The following is an 18274-nucleotide window of genomic DNA, read 5'->3' as shown; positions in this document are numbered from 1 at the left end:
CTCAGTCTTCTTTAATGATCTGGCCTTCCGCGGTGCTAGTTATGTCAATGGCGGTGGGGGAGCCGGTGTAGTGTACCGTGCCTTTACCGGCGTGGGCGCCGCCCAGCTTGCCGGTAGCCCACACGTAGGCGTCGCCGGCGCTGTCGTAATTAGTTAGCACGTAGCAATTGTTGGTTTGCAGGTTTTGCCCGTAAAAAGTACCCAGGCCGCCTACCGTGAGATGGAGAGCATCTGCTGTGCCCTGCACGCGCACATCACCTAGCTGGTAGAGGTCCACCCACAGGTAGCGGCAACTTACATCCAGGTCAAAATCTCCGGCACCTACGAGGTGAAAGAATAATCTGTTTCCTCGAAAGTTTCCTTCGGTGCGCACTATGTTCTCACCCCGCTGAAAAACATTTACAATGGAAGGCAGGTGTACGGTTACTTCGCGGGGAACATCGTAGCGGCGCACCCAGTTGCAGCGGCTGGTATTGCGAATGACGAGGGCGCTGTCCTGCACGGTCAGTTCCAGGTCCTGCTGCAGGTTGCGGCCGGTGCGCACTTCCGCAAAAAAGGCGGTATCCTGCACTAGTGTCACATCCACGTTGTCGTACACGGTGAGGGTATGGAAGGCGGGCAGTTCGCGGTGCGTGGTGCGGATGGGCCCGGTGCTTTTGAGGCAGTCCAGCTCGTGGTCGGCGCGGCAGGTGGTGAGTAGCCCCGCCAGGACCAGCAACCCGGACCACCGCCAAAGCGGGCGTAAGCGGTTATCTTGCGCCTGAAATCGTAGGCCAAACGTCATTCCAACCAGGTTTTCTTATGGAGCTAAGCGGCAAGGTAGCCATTATCACAGGCGTCAGCAAAGGCATTGGCCGGGCCACGGCGGAACTGTTGTTGGCCAAAGGTATGCACGTAGCTGGCTGGGGCCGCACTGCTCCCGCCGACTTCAAACACCCGCGCTTTCACTTCGTGAAATGCGACATTCGGAAGGAAGCGGAGGTGCAGAAGGCCTACGAGGCTACCGTTAAGGCCGCGGGCGCAGAAGTACACGTGCTGGTGAACAACGCTGGGCTGGGAAATTTTGGGCCGGTGGATGGGTTTTCGTCGGAGCAATGGCACCAGATGTTCGATACCAACGTGCATGGGCTGTTCTACTGCACCCGCGCCGTGCTGCCGCAGATGAAAAAGCAGCAGTTGGGCCATATTATCAACGTGGCCTCTCTGGCCGGTACGGCGGGCACGGCCAACCTGGCCGGCTACTGCGCCACCAAGTATGCCGTGCGCGGCTTCTCCGATGCCCTGTTCAAGGAAGTGCGGCCCCAGGGCGTCCGCGTGACCTGCGTGATGCCTGGCTCGGTGGAAACCAACTTCAACGGCAACGAGCCCGGCCAGGAGCCCGACCCGCGCAAAATGCAGCCCGAAGACATTGCTGCCGCCATTGTGCACGCGCTGGAAGCCCCGCAAACCGTTATGCTCTCCGAAATCCAGATGCGGCCCACGCAAGTGAAATAACCTTTTCGTGATTGTGAGGCGTGAGCCGAAGCAATCCATCCTGTTGAACACCAGAAACAGCTTTCTGCCACACGGCTCCCGACTGCGGCAAAGGCCTTGTGGATTAAACGGAAGCTGGCACCTTGCTCAGGACAGATTGCTTTGCTTGCAATGACACGTTTTTCTATGGTTGAAATAACAAACCTAACCAAGCTTTTTGGCTCTCAAGCCGCTGTCAACGACATCAGCTTTGCGGCGGGGAAAGGCGAAATCCTGGGCTTTCTGGGGCCGAACGGCGCGGGTAAGTCCACCACTATGAAAATAGCTACCGGCTACCTGCCGCCTAGCGCCGGCTCGGTGCGCGTGGCCGGGTTCGATGTGGTAGAAAGTCCGCTGGAAGTGCGTCGCCGGGTGGGCTACCTGCCCGAGCACAACCCGCTCTACCTGGATATGTACGTGCATGAGTACCTCGAATTTATTGGGCGGGTGCACAACCTGTCGGGCAGCGGGCTGCGCCAGCGGGTGAAAGAGCTTGTGGGCCGGGTGGGCCTCACCCGCGAGCAGAACAAACAGATTGGCGCCTTATCGAAGGGCTACCGCCAGCGCGTGGGCCTAGCGCAGGCCTTGGTGCACGACCCGCCCGTACTCATCCTCGACGAGCCCACCACCGGCCTTGACCCCAACCAGATCGGCGAAATCCGCCAGCTTATCCGCGAACTGGGCCAGGATAAAACCGTCATCTTCAGCACCCACATTCTGCCGGAGGTGCAGGCCCTCTGCGACCGGGTGGTTATTATCAGCCGCGGCCAGCTGGTAGCCGACTCGCCGGTGCGGGAGCTGGGCGTGCTGGCTCAGGGCGAAACCATCATCCGCGCCGAGTTTGAAGGCACCATTGACCCCGCCCCACTACGGCAGCTGCCGGGCGTGAAGCTGGTAGAGCCGGGACCGGGCAACACCTGGCGCATCCGCGTGGCTGGCACTGCCGACCAGCGCGGGGCCATTTCCCGCCTGGCTGCTGAGCAAGGCTGGGTTTTGCTGGGTTTGCGACAGGAAGAGCAGTCGTTGGAGCAGGTGTTCGGTGAGCTTACAAAATGAAAAATGAGACTGTCATTCCGAGCGCAGCCGAGGAATCTCGCGTGCTGATGTTGGAGTGGTAATTACTACTACACTAGCAAGATTCCTCGGCTGCGCTCGGAATGACAGTTGGTTTTTAGCAGAATTTTCCATTTCCCCACCAGTACATCAGTCTAGATGTTCGCCATCCTTCGCAAAGAATTCAACGCTTTCCTTAACTCCCCGGTGGCCTACGTGGTCATTGGGGTGTTTCTGGTGGCTACCGGTCTGTTCGTGTGGGTGTTTCCCGACAGCAGCGTGCTGGACTACGGCTTTGCCGACCTGCAGACGCTGTTCAACCTGGCGCCCTGGATTTTTCTGTTCCTGATTCCAGCCATCAGCATGCGCACCTTCGCCGAGGAAAAGAAAGCCGGCACCATTGAGCTGCTGCTCACGCGCCCCCTCACCGATGGGCAGCTGGTAGGAGGGAAGTATCTGGCCTGCCTGCTGCTGGCGTTGCTGGCGCTGGTACCCACGCTGCTTTACTACTACTCGGTGTATCAGCTCGGCAACCCCGTAGGCAATATCGATTCGGCCGCGTTTGCGGGCTCCCTGCTGGGGCTGGCTTTGCTGGCGGCCGTGTTTTCAGCCATTGGCGTGCTGGCCTCGGCCCTCACCCGCGACCAGATCATTGCCTTTCTGCTGGCCGTGGTGGGGTGCTTTCTGGTGTACTCCGGCTTCGATTCGGTGGCTTCGCTGTTTGAGGGCGCGCCGGCCTACTACATCGGGCAGTTTGGCATTGCCGCCCATTACCGAGACATGAGCAAGGGCCTCGTTGATTCCCGTGACCTGGTGTACTTCCTCAGCACGGTAGCCCTTATGCTGGGCGCCACCCGCCTGGCCCTGCGCAGCCGCAACTGGTAACCTTACTCTTCTGTCAACTGACCATCGTCAACTGACAACCCTACATGGAACAACCCGCTCCGTCTTCTACCTCTTCCCGCAAACAGCGCGACCTGCTGCGGTTTGGCTTGTTTGCGCTGGGGCTGCTGGTCCTCAACTTTCTGGCCCAGCAGTTCTTTTTCCGCCTCGACCTCACGGCCGATAAGCGCTACAGCATGTCGGCGGCCACCAAACAGCTACTCAGCCAGATGCCCGAGCCGGTAACGGTGACGGTGTACCTGGCCGGCGACTTTCCGCCCGCTTTCCGCCGCCTCTCCCAATCAACCCGCGAAACCTTGGACGAAATGCAGCTGCAGGCTGGCTCCCGGCTGCGCTATGTGTTCGTCGATCCGTCGGCGGCTTCGTCGGAGGAGGCGCGCAACAAGGAGTACCAGCGGCTTATGCAGAAGGGCCTGGCGCCTACCAACCTCGGGGCTAACGAGAACGGAAAGCGGGTAGAGAAAATCATCTTCCCCTGGGCTACCATCACCGTGGGCAACCGCGAGCAGAACGTGCTGCTGCTGCGCGGCAACCAGGCTGCCGCGCCCGACGTGCGCCTCAACCAGAGCATCGAAGGACTGGAATACGAGCTGGCCAGTGCCATCCGCCGCCTGCAGCCGGGCCAGCGCCGCGTGATTGGCATTGTGGAAGGCCACGGCGAGCTGGACAACCTGCAGATGGCCGACATGATCAGCACCCTGCAGCGCGACTACAACGTGTACCGCGTGGATCTGAGCAAGGTGCCCAGCCTCAAGCCGCTGGCGGCTGTCATCGTGGCCAAGCCCCAGCGGCCCTACACCGAGGAAGAGAAGTTCAAGCTTGATGAGTACATCACCCAGGGCGGCCGGGCCATGTTTTTCGTGGATCAGATGCGCGTGAACCTGGACAGCGCCAACCGCGGCGGCATGCTGTCCTTCCCGCAGGAGCTGAATCTGACGGACCTGCTCTTCCGGTATGGCGTACGCCTCAACGGCGACCTGCTGCTGGACCTCAACTCGGGCCTGATTCCGCTGGTGACGGGCATGACGGGCAACAAGCCGCAGGTGGAGCCCATGCCCTGGCAGTTTTACCCCATCGTCAACGCGTTCAGCCCGCACCCTATCACCCGCAACCTCGACGCGGTGTACCTCAAGTTTGCGGGCACCATTGATACGGTGAAGGCTCAGGGCATCCGCAAAACCCCGCTGCTCTTTACTTCCCGCTACACCCGCGTGCTGCCCGCGCCGGTGCCCGTCAACCTCAACGACGCCCGCCTGCCGCCCGACCCCAAGCTGTACACGGCCGGGCCCAAGCCCGTGGGCTACCTGCTCGAAGGCCAGTTCCGGTCCCTGTATGCCAACCGCGCCCGGCCCGGCACCACCCAGTTTCAGCCCGCGCAAAGCTCGCAGGCTCGCCCCGGCAAGGTGCTGGTGATGTCAGATGGGGACTTTGTGCGCAACGACGTGGATACCAAAACCAACCGCCCCCTGCGCCTGGGCTACGACCGGCTGGCTTCCACCGAGTTTGCCAACCGCGAACTGGTGCAGAACGCGGCCGATTTTCTACTGGATGAGTCCGGCCTCATTGCCGTGCGTAGCAAGGAAATCACCCTCCGCCCGCTCGATAAGGTGAAGGTAAACGAGCAGCGCCGGGTCTGGCAACTCCTGAACCTGGGGGCACCGCTGGTGCTGCTGGCAGTATTCGGGCTAGTACGGGCTTGGCTCAGGAAGCGCCGGTATGCGTCGTTTTAATTCGCTTTAATTAGAAATAAATATGTCTGAAATTCTACGAACAGCCGAAAGTAATGGAAGTGTTTATCCAAGAGCATTTAGTGTGCTAAGTAATTTGCCTGTAGAGTCATTGCTTCATAAAGAATATGATTTAAGGCATCCTTTAAGTATTTATGCTAGATCTATAGCTAATATTTTTAAATATATGAATAAAGTTTTGACTTTGTTGAAACCTATCTATTATGGTAATGGTGAAGGGGAGATATTAGAAATTGAAAATAAGTATAAAGATTTATTGTTTTCATTGATGTCGCATATCGATGATTGTTTTTTGATTTTAAAGGCTTTGCATCCAAGTTATAATGAGAAAAAATATACATTCGCTCATACATGGTTAGAAAAAAATAATCATCCTACCTATGATGATTTCTATAAAGGCATTCAAAAATATAGAAATGAAATTTCCTATTTTGTGAATAAGATAAAGCATAATAATGAAAGATTAAAAGTTGTAGTCGCTAAGAATGATGATATAACCGTTGTTGGATATACTTTTTTTGAATTGCATTATAATGAAAGGGCAACTGTTGATAAGCTTAATATAAATAAAGTAAAATCAATCAATAACGATTTAAAATATAATCTATATAATGTGTATTTAATTAGTGAGCTACTTTCGACTGCAATTATTGATGCAATAAAAATTACGCTTAACCAGACTGTAGAAGAAGTAAAGCATAGTGTGAATGATGATTTTATAAAAAGTATTGTACATGAAATAAAAAATCTTGATTATAATGTATTTAATAATTATGAGTTTTTCAGCCCTAAAACCTTAATTGATATAGATGGGTTCGGTGTGAAATTGGTGTCCAATATAGGTGGATTTACTATGGATGGTGTATCAGTAAATGATAAAATGAAATTAATTGCTACAAATAATGATCATCAAATATTTATATCAGTCGAGGAGTCGGATTTGCCAAGTCATATGTATGATATTGGTTCAAAACTTATCTATACAAGGATGGGGCTCGAATATTGTATTTCTATTTCCTATAAAATAGGCATTTTGATAAAATGTTACAGTGAAATGACCGTTAGTTCTGTTATTGAATATGGTGATGTTAGTGAATCGTTTGATACTGAATGGGGTATGCCACATAATTCATGGCTTTCATCAGTTATGTATGATATTTTAAAACAATTATTGGAAGATGATAGCCTTCCATTATTTAGAAAAGCATAAGCTATGCGTTGCCGCTAGAAAACCCCGCCGCCGTTGCCTATCTTTGTCCTCTTCCAAAAAACGCCGAAACCGCCCGCCATATGAAGTTCATCGTCTCGTCTTCCGCCTTGCTCAAGCAGCTGCAGAGCATCAATGGCGTGGTCACGAACAACCCCGTAGTGCCCATTCTGGAGAACTTCCTCTTTGAAATCGAGGACGGCCGGCTGACGATTACGGCCTCCGACCTGGAGACCAGCATGATAACCGAGCTGCCCGTGGAAGCCCGCGAAAGTGGCCGCATTGCCGCCCCCGCCCGCATACTGCTCGACACGCTCAAGAACCTGCCCGACCAGCCCGTAACCTTCACCCTGGACGAGGAAACCTACACCATTGAAATTGCCTCGGCTAACGGGCGCTACAAACTGGCCGGCGAAAACGCCACCGACTTTCCCCGCGTGCCCGTCGTGAAGGGTTCGGCCCCGATTGAAATGCCCTCGTCGTCCCTGGCCCGGGCCATCAACAAAACCATCTTCGCGGTGAGCACCGACGAGCTGCGCCCCGCCATGACGGGCGTGCTCATTCAGCTGGCCGACGCGCAGGTAACTTTCGTGGCCACCGATGGGCACCGCCTGCTGCGCTACCGCCGTCAGGATGTGGGTGCCGGCCAAACGGCCAACCTCATTGTGCCGCGCAAAGCCTTCAACCTGCTCAAAAACGCCTTGCCCTCCGAGGCTACCACGGTGCGCGTGGAGTTCAACCACTCCAATGCCTTCTTCTCCTTCAACCAAATGCGCCTGGTGTGCCGCCTGATTGACGAGCGGTACCCCGACTACGAAAACGTCATTCCGGTGAGCAACCCCAACAAGCTCATCATCGACCGGGCCGCGCTTCTGAACTCGGTGAAGCGCATTGCCATCTACTCCAACAAAACCACCCACCAGGTGCGCTTCCGCTTGGCTGGCTCTGAGCTGACGGTTTCGGCCGAAGACCTGGATTTCTCCAACGAAGCCAACGAAAAGCTGGCCTGCCAGTACGACGGCGAGGACATGGAAATCGGCTTCAACGCCAAGTTCCTCATCGAAATGCTGTCCAACATCGACTCCGAGGAAATAACCCTGGAGCTAAGCACACCCAACCGCGCCGGCCTGCTCATGCCCACCATTGCCGACGACAATGAAAGCATCCTGATGCTGGTAATGCCGGTGATGCTGAACAACTACGTTTAAACCTGAATGGGGCAAGTGTGAAAAATGTGCTGAATGTGGTTCAAAGCCATGTTTAGCACATTTTTCACATTTGCCACATTCCTCACATTTGCCACCTTATGAAAAAGTCTGAAATCCGCTTCAGCATAGCTCTTGACGACCAGAAAGTGCCCGAGGCCATCAGCTGGCAGGCCACCGACGCGGGCCCCGATATTCACTTTGCCAAGGCCATCAACATCAGCCTCTGGGACCGGGACGAGCGGGGTACGATGAAAATCGACCTCTGGACCAAGGAAATGCCCGTGGATGAAATGAAGCATTTCTACGTGGACACCATTGGAGCCATGGCCGAAAGCATCATCACCGCCACCAACGACTCCGTAATGGCCACCAAGATGCGCACCCTCTGCCGCGAGCTGATGGCTCACCTCGAAGAGGAACAGAAGAAACAGAAGTAAGTGCTACGATACGCACGTAAAAAGCCCCACCTGATACGTCAGGTGGGGCTTTTTCTATGAATGCAGTTGTCGGCTAGGCAGCGCGGAACAGGAAGTCTAGCGGCCGCGGGCCCGGGTGCTGGCGGGCGTAGTGCGGGGCGTTTCGGCGGAAGGAGCCAGTACGGCGCCTTTGCTGCTGGCAGGAGCAGGGCTCTGCACCGAGTTCACGAAGCGGGCATTAGTAGCCGTGGCGGCGTAGTCCCGGTCGTACTTGTAGAACGAGGCGCGAGAGCCATAGTAATTGCTGTACTGGTCGGTGCTGAGTACGGCCTGCAGTTCCCGGTCACGCTCCTTGCATACACCCTGGCACTGCTCATCAATGAGCTTGCTGTTGCCGGCGTGCTTTTGCTCAATGGCGGCCATCTTGGCTACCTTGTCTTCGTTGATGGACCGCAGGCGGCTGGCCTGGTAGCCATTGAGGCGCAGCTGGCGCACCATCTGGTCGGAAAGGCGGTCGGCGCGCTCGGCTACTACGGGGTTAAGCCGCGGCGTAGCCTGGGTTTTATCCTGGCGGGTGGCGAGTTGGTTGTTCTGTTGAGCCTGCGCTCCGGTAGCCACCGAAGCCAGCAACAGGGCCGTAAAAGCAAGGGTATGTCGCATGGTTTGGTTCGTTATCGGGGTAAGAGAACAGCGCTTGCGAGCTTGACGAAACAAGTTTTGCCCCCGCGCCTCTACCTGACTAACGAAAAACTGTGCCAAGGAGTTTAGTGGGAACGGAAGAGTACTACTGGAGAGATATTAAAGTAACCATGGCGGGGCAGCCTGGATTGTTGTCAGAGCGGCTTCCTTTGCTATATTCAAGATATGTTCATTCGCTTGTCTTTATGTGCCGGCTATTATTTGCCAGCTAGTCTGCTGAGTTGGAAAGCCTATCAGCACCAATTGACACTGGTGCTTTGCACAATAGGCTGTCTGCTAACCAACCCGGCTAAGGGCCAGATGCGCGCCTACGTACGGACAGCCCCCGATACGGTTCTGATTCGGCAGGCTTTGGAGCTCTGTCAAGATTTCAACGAACCTGCCTGGGAAACTTTGGCGGCGGCTCTTCGCACTAAGCCTGGGCCGGTATCCTCTTACCTAAACATGCGAGCCGTTTACAACAAGCTGTATGGCGGCTATAGCGTACCTATACCCGTGACGCGCGGTGGTGGATATACACGTCCCCGGCGCCGTCATGTACGGCAACTCACTCGGCATCTTAATGAGCTAAACCTAGAGCGCCGTCAAGGCGATTATGCTCGTCTTAGCAATATCTTACTTGAGAAGGCTTCCAAAGTACGACAGATACGTAAAGCTATACCAGTATTAGAGTTTGAAGTGGACGGTGATGGCCGCGTACAGGACGTATGGGTAGATGAGCAGCAAAGTAAAATGGGACTGACAAAGCGAAGCCGTAAAATCATCTTAAATGCGCTACACGACGAGGATTTTCAGGTTAGAGAGAGCCATAGCCGCTTCAGTAAGCCACGGCCATTTAGGGAGTGGCGCCAGCGTACCGGTAGACATGCAGGCCACACCATCTACAAGCTTTTTGGGTGGATAGCTTATAAAAAAGTAAAACGCCGGGGTCGTTGTGGTGAAATATTTTACACTGAAGAGCCCCGCATCCGAGTCAGAAGCCACCACTAGCCCTGCCCCCCCTTCCAAGCATCTAAAACTGATTTTTCCACATCATCGATTCCACGGGCTTCACCGTTCGCTCGTTGTATTTGGCGTTGGGCTTGCGGTTGTAGAAATTCTCCACGCTGCCCTGCACAGTGAAGTAAATGAGCTGCCCTACGGGCATGAGGTGGTACACCCGCACGGGCATCGACACGCTGATTTCCAGCGTCCAGGTGTTGCAGAAGCCAATGTCGCCCTTGCCGGCGGTGGCGTGGATGTCGATACCCAGGCGGCCTACGCTGCTTTTGCCTTCGAGAAAGGGTACGTGCGCGTGGCTTTCGGTGTACTCTTCCGTCACGCCCAGGTAGAGCATGCCGGGCTGCAGTACAAAGCCTTCCTCGGGTATTTCAAACACGTCGATTTCGTTGTGCTTGCGCGCGTCCAGCACCGCGTCGCGGTACGTAGCCAGGTAGCGTCCCAGGTGCACGTCGTAGGAGTTGGTGCCCAGGCAGCTCCGGTCGTAGGGCTCAATGACGATGTTGCCTTGCTCAATTTCAGCTAGAATCTGCTGGTCGGTCAGGATCATGGTTAGGGGAATTATGAATTATGAATGCTGAATTATGAATTGGTAGCTTCAATGGGAGCTACCGATGCTGCCGCCAATTCAGCATTCATAATCTAGAATTCAGAATTATTCGCCGTCTTCGTAACGGTCTTCGGGAAGCTCGCGGCGGCGCTTGGGAGCGGCGTAAGCAGGTTCGGTTTCTTCGTCTTCCGGCTCTTCGTCCGTGGGCAGGTCGTAGGCACCATCGAGGCGGCGGCGCAGCTCGGGCACCGTCACGAGGGTGAGGCGCAGGGTGAGGCCGAGCGAGGCAAGGGCCATCAGAAACGTGATATAATCCAGCAGGCCATAGCGTGAGGGCGGCGTGTCGGAAGGGCCAGTGCTGGTGAGGGCGCCGGTTTTGCGGGCCGACTGCGCTACTGTTTCGCCGTCGGGCTCGGGGGTGGGGTCTTCTATGGGAGAGGCCAGCGGGGCTTCAGCGTCTACATCAGCCGGGGGCACGGCGGCACCATCAGCGGCCAGCGTGGTTGGCTCCGGGTCTTCGGAGGCGTTGAACTGGGCCGTGCCCTGTTTGATGACGCGTTGCAAAGCCCGGATCAGCATCACCCGCTCGTCGCGCGGCAGCACCCGGATAAAGAACTCGAAGTTGCGGTCAATCAGGATGGAATTGAGCTGCTTCTCGAACTCCACCAAATCGGTGCGGCCCTGGCCAAAGCGGTTCTTGAACCGCTCCGATACGCCGTTGTAGTTCTGAAACAGCGTTTTCAGGTCGTCGCGGCCCATAAAGTCGTCGAACTCGCGGCGGGCTTTAGCCGTGCGTAGCGTGATGGGAAACTTACGCCGCGTGAACGACTTGTCGTACACGGTTTCCATGGTGCGGAAGTTCAGCTCGTCCACGGTGCGGTCGAACAGGCGCTTGTTGGCAGCGGCCGGGGCTTCCGTCTGGGCCAGCAACGTGGCCGGCCCGACAAGCCACAGCAGCAGAACAAGCGGGAGCAGCTGGCGAAATCGGAGCATAGCGGGCAAAGGAGGTTTGCCGCAAAGGTCGTTTATAATGTGCTAATGATAATGTGCTGATGTGGTAGAATGTGAGTAATGTGCTAATGAAGCGTGTCATTGCGAGCAGCGCGAAGCAATCCGTCTTGAGCAGCATACCTGACACTCTTCTACCAGAAAGCCCCTGACGTATGCATACGTCAGGGGCTTTTCTCATTTCAGAGCTTAGTACGTTGTCCGGGACGGATTGCTTTGGACACTGGCTTGATGCGCCACATGCCTCGCAATGACACGCTTCATTAGCACATTACACACATTCTACCACATCAGCACATTAAAGCCCGTGGGCTTCGCGCATGGATTCGCGGCAGGCGGTGAGGTAGAGGTCCACGTGCTCGTCGGTAATGGCGGTGCTTACGAACAGGGCTTCGTACTGGGCCGGGGCGAGGTAGATGCCCCGGTGCAGCATGGCGCGGAAGTAGCGCCCGAATGCTTCGGTATCGGAAGTTTTCGCCGATTCCAGGTCCGTAACGGGCTGCGCGGTGAAGAACACGCTGAACATGGAGCCTACCTGGTTTACGGTGTAATTCAAACCCAGTTCGGCACAGATCTGGCGGGTGCCGTCGGCAATGCGCGTGGTGATGCGGTTGAGCTCGGCGTACAGCTCGGGGTGTTCGTTGAGGTAAGTGAGCTGGGCAATGCCGGCCGCCGTGGCAATGGGGTTGCCGGAGAGCGTGCCCGCCTGATACACCTTACCGGCCGGCGCCACGTTGTCCATAATCTCCCGGCGGCCGCCGTAGGCACCGACCGGCATCCCGCCCCCGATGATTTTGCCCAGCGTGGTCATGTCCGGGGTGATGCTGTAGAGCTCTTGGGCCCCGCCCCGGGCCAGCCGGAAGCCGGTCATTACCTCATCAAAAATGAGTACGATGCCGTGCCGGGTGCACAGCTCGCGCAGGGTTTGCAGGTAGCCTTCCTGCGGCGCCACCAGGCCCATATTGCCCACCACCGGCTCCAGAATAAGCGCCGCCACCTGGCCTTCGTTGGCCTCGATGATCTGCGTTAGGGCGGCCACATCGTTGAAGGGCACGGTGAGCGTATCCTGGGCCACGCCCTGCGTGACGCCGGGGGAGTCGGGGGCGCCGAGGGTGAGGGCGCCGGAGCCGGCCGCAATCAGGAACGAGTCGCCGTGGCCGTGGTAGCAGCCTTCAAACTTGATAATCTTGTCGCGCCCGGTGTAGCCCCGCGCCACCCGGATGGCTGACATCGTGGCCTCGGTGCCGGAGTTTACCAGCCGCACCTTCTCGATGCTGGGTACCATCTGCTTGATAAGCTCAGCCATTTCGACCTCGCGGCGCGTGGGGGCTCCAAACGACAGGGAGTTCTGAATGGCGCCCTGCACCGCCTCCAGCACTAACGCGGGCGCGTGGCCCAGTATCATCGGCCCCCAGGAATTGATGAAGTCGAGGTACTTGTTGCCATCTACGTCCGTCAGCCAGGCACCCTGAGCCGACTGCATAAACACCGGGTGCCCGCCCACGGCCCGAAACGCCCGCACCGGCGAGTTCACGCCCCCCGGAATGTGGTCTTTGGCGCGGGTAAAAAGAGCATCAGAAGTAGAAAGGTTGAGCGTAGGCATAAGGGGAGTGGTTTTCTGGTTGGGCTAGACGAATTGCAATGGTTAAGTAGTCTCCTAGCCGTGGACGGAGCAATTTCTAGCGTGTTCCTACGGGGTTCAGGACTTCGGTTTCCAGCCGTTCGAGCTTGGTGAGGGGCACGTACTGGTTGTCGTGGGCGCCACCGGGGTAGCCGATGCCTTGGAACACAGCTCCCGATACCGGGCCGCCATTAGCCAGCGGCTGCTGAAAGGCCGGGCCATGCTGGTGCAGCTGGGAGCCAAAGTAGTATAGCAGTTCGAAGCCCGAAAAGGCAAACACGGAAGGGGGCAGGTTCTGGCGCTGGGTGTAGAGCTGGCGGAAGCGCCGCACGCCGGGGTTGGTTTTGTCGAGGTACTTGGGCTGGATGAAGTACACGTCGCGGGCATCGAGCTGGCTGAGGGCCACGCGGTTGTTTTCTATCCAGGAGGCGTAGGTGATGAGCGGGATGCGGGCGTCCTGGGCCTTGAGGGCGTTGAAGGTAGCCGGGCCGGCCTGCTTACCATCGGAGGCCACTACCAGGTGCCCCAGCGTCTTCAGATCAACCCCCGCAAACCCTGCCGTCACCGATTCCTCCACGTCGGAGTTGAGGCGGCGCAGCTGGAGCACTTTGCCACCCAGCGCCTCGTAAGCCTGCTTGTAGGCCAAACCGAAGGCGGTTTCGTCCTTGGTATCCTCGTAGAGCACCACGGCCGTGCGGGGGCCTCCGAGGCGGTTGTAGGCAAACTCGGCGGCCTGCCGGGCCTGAGTGGCCGTGCTGGGCTCGAAGAGGTAATGCCAGGCGTTGTCAAGCACCAACTCTCCGTCCTGCGACAGGGGGTTTACTACCACAATCTGCTTTTGCTGGGCGTAGCGGGCCAGAATCTTGCTGCCCGACTTATATACGGGCCCGATAATCATATCCATGCCGGCCAGCTCGGGCAAAGCCAGCACCTGTTTGAGCTGCAGGGTGTCGGCGCCGGTATCGTAGGCAAAGAGCTGCACCGGGCGGCCTTCGCGCTGCAAAGAATCCTGGGCCAGGCGCAGGCCCGCGTATAAGTCCGTCACGAACTGGTTGCGGCGGCGCGTTTCCCAGCTGGTGTCGTTGAACTCGAAGGGCAGCAGCACGCCAATATTATAGGAACTCTTCTTGGCCGGGCGGCGGGGTGTGTAGCGGGTGCGGTCCAGCTGAAACTGCGTGATGAGCTGGTCGAGCTGCGGTCGGTCGGCGTCGGTGTACCAGCCCCCGTTGGCCAGCTTATCGGCGTAGGCGCGGGCCAGGGCCGCTTCCTGCGGAAACGCCTGCAACAGCTGCTGGAAGGTAGCTTTGTCTTTGATGCGCGGCAGGTACTGGGCCTTCATGTTTTCGCGCTCAGTAGCCAGGCGTTCGGCCGGCACCTGGGCCAGCACGCGCAGCGCATTGTCGAAATCACCCTGCTCAAAGGAAAGCTGCCCCTGCAGAAACAGGGCTTCGGCCAGGGCGGGCCACTGCGGAAACCGGCTGCGCAGCAGGTTCAGCATCTGCTCAGCCTCGGCCCACTTTTTGGCGCGGCTGGCGGCCACGGCGTAGAGGTAGGCCGCTTCGGGCGCGCGCTCAAATTGCGTGGTAGGCGCCGTGAGCGGCTGCAGCTCCTGCATGGCCAGCTCATAGCGCGTCTGGTCGATGAGCGTCTTGCCGTTGCGGTAGCGGGTGTTGAAATCCACGGAGCCCATGTTGGCCGGCAGGGGCGGACCCGTAGGCTTAGGAGGTGCTGAAGACGCCGGCTTGGGCGCTGCTGTTGCGGCTGGCTTGGCGACTGGAGTGGCCGCTGGTTTAGGGGCTGGTTTGGCTGCCCCGGCCGGCGTAGCCGCCGGTTTTTGGGGCGTAGTAGCTGGCCGCGCCGGCGTGGCAGCAGGCGTAATAGGCTTTTTGACGGGTGTTTGCTGGGCCAGGGCAGGGGCTACCACATAGCAGGTAGCAAACAGCATGGCCGTAACCAAAGAAGAGAAAGACCTCATAAACCGAGGAGCCGGGGAATAGGCAGCAGGAACCACGGCGCCGCAACCAACGCGGTGCCCGGGGCAAAGGTACGTAGTTGCGGCGGGCAAGGGTTATACTACGCTGAAGCGGGCTGTCCAGTAGTACTTTTTCGGGAGGCACCCCGGAGGTGGGTAGGCAGTGCCTTCGCTGTGCCTTCTCGGAAAGTGTACGCTGCCTTCAAGCTGACTTTTGTATTTAAGCAGGAAGATGCCAGGGGTAGCGGGGCTGCTTAGAAAGGCAGCAGCCCACAGGCAACGCGCCGCAAAGCCCGACGACGGCTATAGCATTCACCCCGAAGATTTCCGACCTTGGCCGCATGTCGATGTCCGTTGCTGCTTTTTCGGCGCCCCAGCTGCGCCAACGCCTGAACCTGGTGCTGGTGCTGGGCGCTTCCCTGGCTCTAAGCGTGGTGCTGATTGCCTTCCGAGTGTTTCTTACCCATAAGATTACCCTCGTTTTTCTGCTCTGGAACCTGTTTCTGGCCCTCATACCGTTTGGGCTGAGCACGCTGCTGGGGCTGGCGCACGGCCGGCTGAAGGCGCGGGTGCTGCTGCCGGTGGGGGCGGTATGGCTGCTGTTCTTTCCCAATGCTCCCTATATCCTTACCGACCTTTTTCACCTGGAGCCCCGCGCCGGCGTGCCCTTCTGGTACGACCTGGCTCTGATTCTGAGCTGCGCCTGGAACGGGCTGATGCTGGCCTACGCTTCTCTCACCGATATGCAGACGCTGGTAATGCGCCGGCTGGGCTGGTGGGCCGGGTGGGGGTTTGCGGCGGTGGCGCTGCTGCTCAACTCCTTTGGTACCTACCTGGGCCGCTACCTGCGCTTCAATAGCTGGGACATTGTTACCAACCCGCTCACGCTGTTCTACGATATTCTCAACCGGCTCGTCCATCCAACTGCCCACCTCAGTACCTGGGGCGTCACGCTGCTATTCGGGGCATTTCTGCTGCTGGGCTATGCTACCGTGCGCCTGATGGGCCGCGTAGGGGAGGCAGAGCCTGCGCCGGTCGGTTGAAGACCAGCCTGGAATTGCGCGAATAACTTCTCTGCTACTATTTTATGCTCCGTCCGAATGCCGCCGCAGCGCACCTGCGCCTTTCACCTACCCAGCAGTGGCTGGAACTGATGCGCCCCTGGGTGTTGCTGGCGGGCTACGTTACTACGGCCAGCCTGGGCTGGTGGTGGGTGGCTGTCCCCCTGGCGGTAGCTGTGTGCCTGTCGGGTTTTGTGCAGACGCACGATGCCATGCACCAGGCGCTGGGGCTGTCCAAGCAGCAAAACGACCGGTTGCTCACGCTCAGCGGACTGCTGCTTTTGAAGAGCGGCCACGGCCTGCAAGTGACGCACCTGCGCCACCACGCGCACTGCCTGCGCGCCGATGACCCGGAGGGTGCCCCCGCCACCTGGGCATTCTGGCGGGTGGTGTGGCAGGGGCCCTACCATATTTTGATGCTGCGCCGCGAATCCTTGCGCATGGCTCCGCACACGCGCTCCATTCAGCTCGTTGAAACCGCGCTGACGCTGCTGCTGCTGGGGGTGTTCGTGGGGCTGTATTACTGGTGGGGAAGCCCGGTGGGGCTGGTGTATTGGGGCGTAGCCTTTGTAATGAGTGCTACGCTTCCCATTTGGGCGGCCTACCTGCCGCACCAACTGGCCGAGCGCAACCCGGCCGTGCGGGCCGCCGCCGCCACGGCGCTTTTCTGGACGCCGGTGCTATCGTCCTTTGCCTTCCATCACCTGCATCACCACTACCCCCGGGTGCCCACGGCCCTGCTGCCCCGGGCGGCGGCCGAGTTGCCCCCACCCCCGTCGCATCACCACTAGCGGCCCGGAAAGCCCTGTATCTACTACCTTGCCTTTCCGATGATGCACCTCCAGCCCGATTCCGCCGCCGCGCCCGCCATGACGTGGGGGCAACTCCTGAGCCGCCGCCGCTACCCCGAGCAGCCCCAGCTGCACGTTGTTACGGATGCGCCGCCCGTGCGTGGGGCCTTCGTGCAGGACTACGACCGGGTGGTGTTCAGCTCGGCTTTCCGGCGCCTGCAGCGCAGAACCCAGGTGATGCCTTTGCCCGAAACCGACTTCGTGCACACCCGCCTCACGCACTCCCTCGAAACGGCCTGCGTGGGCCGCTCCCTCGGCCGCCTCGGGGGCCGGCTGCTGCTCGAAGAAACCGAAGGGCTGGCCCAGACGCTGCCTTACCTCGACAGTGACTTCGGCGACATAGTAGCTGCTGCCTGCCTGGCCCACGACATCGGCAACCCGCCCTTTGGGCACAGTGGCGAAGACGCTATTTCGGCTTACTTCCGGAGTGCTGCCGCCGAGCCTTTCGTGCGCGTGCTCAACCCCGCCCAACGCGCCGATTTGCAACAGTTTGAAGGCAACGCCGCTGGGTTCCGGGTGCTCACGCATACCTATGCCGCCCACAGCAGCGGCACAGCGGGTCTGGGGCTCACCTATGCCACGCTTGGTGCTTTCAGCAAGTATCCGCGACCGGCGCTGGTTCCAAACACTCGCCTGACGCAGGGCACCAGCGAAAAGCGCTACGGATACTTTCAGACCGAAGCAGCCCGCTTTCAGGAAGTGGCGCGAGAGTTGGGTTTGCGACCGAAGTCGGTAGAGGAAGGCGCGGCCGATGGCTGCTTTTACCGGCACCCGCTGGCGTTTCTGGTAGAAGCGGCCGACGACCTGTGCTACCGTATTATTGACTTTGAGGATGGCCTGAAGTTGGGCCTGATTCCCCGGAAAGCCGGCCTGAAGCTGCTGCGCGAGATGCTGGGAGACGCCCCGGACCGGCGTGGCTCCGTGGAGTGGCGCGACTGGCGCGAGGAGCTGGGCTATCTGCGTGCCCGCCTTATCAATCATTTGGTGCTGCAAACGGCCCGTTTGTTTGCCACCCGCGCCCCCGCGCTGCTGCTCGGCCGCGCCGATGAGCCCCTCGTCTGCCAGCTCGACTGCTGGGAGCAGCTCCAGCACATGCACGAGCTTACCGTGGAGCACCTCTACCGCAGCCGCCCGGTGCTGGAAATCGAGGCTGCCGGCTTCGAGGTGCTGGCCGGCCTGCTCGACGTGTTTCTCGCTGCCACCTTCGACCCGCAGGGCAGTGCCCGTTCCCGCAAGCTCCTGCAACTGCTGCCCGAGCAGTTCCGGGCCGTCGGGCAGCAGCAGCACGCCACCGCCTACGAGCAGATCATCCTGCTCACCGACTACATTGGCGGCCTCACCGATCAGAATGCGCTCAGCCTGTTCCGGACCATTCGCGGCATCGACCTGCCCAAGGTATTCTGAGTTGCTGGTTGTCCGTTGTCAGTAAAAGGAGTTTATCTGGAGGCTGACAACGGGCAACTATC

At 58.5% G+C, this 18274-nt stretch carries 17 protein-coding genes; 11 read left to right on the top strand and 6 right to left on the bottom strand.

Translation table 11 applies throughout. From position 1 onward, the window contains the following. Position 1: 1 nt before the first annotated feature. A complete protein-coding gene (locus tag I5L79_RS15015) occupies positions 2 to 784 on the bottom strand; it encodes a head GIN domain-containing protein (RefSeq protein WP_196955881.1) in 783 nt (260 codons plus the stop codon). 17 nt (positions 785 to 801) lie between these two features. On the opposite strand from I5L79_RS15015, the gene I5L79_RS15010 reads away from it, so the two are divergent. The 7 genes from I5L79_RS15010 to gldC all read left to right on the top strand — a co-directional run bounded on the left by I5L79_RS15010 (position 802) and on the right by gldC (position 8068). Continuing rightward, on the top strand, positions 802 to 1494 hold the full coding sequence (locus I5L79_RS15010) for an SDR family oxidoreductase (RefSeq protein WP_196955880.1): 693 nt from the start codon (positions 802 to 804) through the stop codon (positions 1492 to 1494). 165 nt (positions 1495 to 1659) lie between these two features. After that, the gene (gldA, locus tag I5L79_RS15005) at positions 1660 to 2568 is read left to right on the top strand and encodes a gliding motility-associated ABC transporter ATP-binding subunit GldA (protein WP_196955977.1); all 909 of its coding nucleotides are present in this window, start codon (positions 1660 to 1662) and stop codon (positions 2566 to 2568) included. Positions 2569 to 2724: 156 nt separating this feature from the next. After that, positions 2725 to 3450, top strand: coding sequence for a gliding motility-associated ABC transporter permease subunit GldF (gene gldF / locus I5L79_RS15000; RefSeq protein ID WP_196955879.1), 726 nt, complete (start codon positions 2725 to 2727; stop codon positions 3448 to 3450). Positions 3451 to 3494: 44 nt separating this feature from the next. Next, positions 3495 to 5198, top strand: coding sequence for a gliding motility-associated ABC transporter substrate-binding protein GldG (gene gldG, locus I5L79_RS14995; RefSeq protein WP_196955878.1), 1704 nt, complete (start codon positions 3495 to 3497; stop codon positions 5196 to 5198). Between the two features lie 22 nt (positions 5199 to 5220). Beyond that, the gene (locus I5L79_RS14990; RefSeq protein WP_196955877.1) at positions 5221 to 6426 is read left to right on the top strand and encodes a hypothetical protein; all 1206 of its coding nucleotides are present in this window, start codon (positions 5221 to 5223) and stop codon (positions 6424 to 6426) included. An 80-nt stretch (positions 6427 to 6506) separates the two neighbouring features. After that, complete coding sequence (dnaN, locus tag I5L79_RS14985) at positions 6507 to 7631, top strand: DNA polymerase III subunit beta (RefSeq protein ID WP_196955876.1); 1125 nt, start codon at positions 6507 to 6509, stop codon at positions 7629 to 7631. Between the two features lie 98 nt (positions 7632 to 7729). Continuing rightward, positions 7730 to 8068: a gliding motility protein GldC gene (gene gldC, locus I5L79_RS14980; protein WP_196955875.1), complete on the top strand. Its 339-nt coding sequence runs from the start codon at positions 7730 to 7732 to the stop codon at positions 8066 to 8068. Between the two features lie 96 nt (positions 8069 to 8164). Here gldC and I5L79_RS14975 read toward each other — a convergent pair whose 3' ends face one another. After that, positions 8165 to 8707, bottom strand: a complete 543-nt coding sequence (locus I5L79_RS14975; RefSeq protein ID WP_196955874.1) for a hypothetical protein — start codon at positions 8705 to 8707, stop codon at positions 8165 to 8167. 204 nt (positions 8708 to 8911) lie between these two features. Between I5L79_RS14975 and I5L79_RS14970 the strand changes: the two genes are divergently transcribed. After that, positions 8912 to 9736 carry a hypothetical protein gene (locus tag I5L79_RS14970; RefSeq protein ID WP_196955873.1) on the top strand — a complete coding sequence of 275 codons (825 nt, stop codon included), beginning with the start codon at positions 8912 to 8914 and terminating at the stop codon, positions 9734 to 9736. A 22-nt stretch (positions 9737 to 9758) separates the two neighbouring features. Here I5L79_RS14970 and dcd read toward each other — a convergent pair whose 3' ends face one another. From dcd to I5L79_RS14950, 4 genes are all read right to left on the bottom strand, one after another. Then, on the bottom strand, positions 9759 to 10295 hold the full coding sequence (gene dcd / locus I5L79_RS14965; RefSeq protein WP_196955872.1) for a dCTP deaminase: 537 nt from the start codon (positions 10293 to 10295) through the stop codon (positions 9759 to 9761). Between the two features lie 105 nt (positions 10296 to 10400). Beyond that, positions 10401 to 11288, bottom strand: a complete 888-nt coding sequence (locus tag I5L79_RS14960) for a hypothetical protein (protein ID WP_196955871.1) — start codon at positions 11286 to 11288, stop codon at positions 10401 to 10403. Positions 11289 to 11601: 313 nt separating this feature from the next. Continuing rightward, entirely contained in the window at positions 11602 to 12906 is a 1305-nt protein-coding gene (gene hemL, locus I5L79_RS14955) for a glutamate-1-semialdehyde 2,1-aminomutase (protein WP_196955870.1), read from the bottom strand. A gap of 76 nt (positions 12907 to 12982) precedes the next feature. Then, the gene (locus tag I5L79_RS14950; RefSeq protein WP_196955869.1) at positions 12983 to 14899 is read right to left on the bottom strand and encodes an ABC transporter substrate-binding protein; all 1917 of its coding nucleotides are present in this window, start codon (positions 14897 to 14899) and stop codon (positions 12983 to 12985) included. Between the two features lie 338 nt (positions 14900 to 15237). Between I5L79_RS14950 and I5L79_RS14945 the strand changes: the two genes are divergently transcribed. Genes I5L79_RS14945 through dgt form a run of 3 tightly spaced genes read left to right on the top strand, consistent with a single transcriptional unit; the run spans position 15238 to position 18212 of the window. Continuing rightward, entirely contained in the window at positions 15238 to 15939 is a 702-nt protein-coding gene (locus I5L79_RS14945) for a DUF1361 domain-containing protein (RefSeq protein ID WP_196955868.1), read from the top strand. Positions 15940 to 15983: 44 nt separating this feature from the next. Further along, entirely contained in the window at positions 15984 to 16748 is a 765-nt protein-coding gene (locus I5L79_RS14940; RefSeq protein WP_196955867.1) for a fatty acid desaturase, read from the top strand. A 39-nt stretch (positions 16749 to 16787) separates the two neighbouring features. Continuing rightward, positions 16788 to 18212 carry a dGTP triphosphohydrolase gene (dgt, locus tag I5L79_RS14935; protein ID WP_196955866.1) on the top strand — a complete coding sequence of 475 codons (1425 nt, stop codon included), beginning with the start codon at positions 16788 to 16790 and terminating at the stop codon, positions 18210 to 18212. Positions 18213 to 18274: the final 62 nt, after the last annotated feature.

Origin of the sequence: Hymenobacter guriensis, assembly GCF_015773195.1 — a bacterium.
In the GTDB taxonomy this organism is placed as follows: Bacteria; Bacteroidota; Bacteroidia; order Cytophagales; family Hymenobacteraceae; genus Hymenobacter; species Hymenobacter guriensis.
The sequence above is the reverse complement of the archived record's forward strand: the minus strand, read 5'-3'. Positions and strand labels throughout refer to the sequence as shown.

What these genes read in the sequence shown, in the direction of transcription:
- I5L79_RS15015 (WP_196955881.1), bottom strand. Translation starts at nt 784, where the DNA reads ATGACGTTTGGCCTACGATTTCAGGCGCAAGATAACCGCTTACGCCCG.
- I5L79_RS15010 (WP_196955880.1), top strand. Translation starts at nt 802, where the DNA reads ATGGAGCTAAGCGGCAAGGTAGCCATTATCACAGGCGTCAGCAAAGGC.
- gldA (WP_196955977.1), top strand. Translation starts at nt 1,660, where the DNA reads ATGGTTGAAATAACAAACCTAACCAAGCTTTTTGGCTCTCAAGCCGCT.
- gldF (WP_196955879.1), top strand. Translation starts at nt 2,725, where the DNA reads ATGTTCGCCATCCTTCGCAAAGAATTCAACGCTTTCCTTAACTCCCCG.
- gldG (WP_196955878.1), top strand. Translation starts at nt 3,495, where the DNA reads ATGGAACAACCCGCTCCGTCTTCTACCTCTTCCCGCAAACAGCGCGAC.
- I5L79_RS14990 (WP_196955877.1), top strand. Translation starts at nt 5,221, where the DNA reads ATGTCTGAAATTCTACGAACAGCCGAAAGTAATGGAAGTGTTTATCCA.
- dnaN (WP_196955876.1), top strand. Translation starts at nt 6,507, where the DNA reads ATGAAGTTCATCGTCTCGTCTTCCGCCTTGCTCAAGCAGCTGCAGAGC.
- gldC (WP_196955875.1), top strand. Translation starts at nt 7,730, where the DNA reads ATGAAAAAGTCTGAAATCCGCTTCAGCATAGCTCTTGACGACCAGAAA.
- I5L79_RS14975 (WP_196955874.1), bottom strand. Translation starts at nt 8,707, where the DNA reads ATGCGACATACCCTTGCTTTTACGGCCCTGTTGCTGGCTTCGGTGGCT.
- I5L79_RS14970 (WP_196955873.1), top strand. Translation starts at nt 8,912, where the DNA reads ATGTTCATTCGCTTGTCTTTATGTGCCGGCTATTATTTGCCAGCTAGT.
- dcd (WP_196955872.1), bottom strand. Translation starts at nt 10,295, where the DNA reads ATGATCCTGACCGACCAGCAGATTCTAGCTGAAATTGAGCAAGGCAAC.
- I5L79_RS14960 (WP_196955871.1), bottom strand. Translation starts at nt 11,288, where the DNA reads ATGCTCCGATTTCGCCAGCTGCTCCCGCTTGTTCTGCTGCTGTGGCTT.
- hemL (WP_196955870.1), bottom strand. Translation starts at nt 12,906, where the DNA reads ATGCCTACGCTCAACCTTTCTACTTCTGATGCTCTTTTTACCCGCGCC.
- I5L79_RS14950 (WP_196955869.1), bottom strand. Translation starts at nt 14,899, where the DNA reads ATGAGGTCTTTCTCTTCTTTGGTTACGGCCATGCTGTTTGCTACCTGC.
- I5L79_RS14945 (WP_196955868.1), top strand. Translation starts at nt 15,238, where the DNA reads ATGTCGATGTCCGTTGCTGCTTTTTCGGCGCCCCAGCTGCGCCAACGC.
- I5L79_RS14940 (WP_196955867.1), top strand. Translation starts at nt 15,984, where the DNA reads ATGCTCCGTCCGAATGCCGCCGCAGCGCACCTGCGCCTTTCACCTACC.
- dgt (WP_196955866.1), top strand. Translation starts at nt 16,788, where the DNA reads ATGATGCACCTCCAGCCCGATTCCGCCGCCGCGCCCGCCATGACGTGG.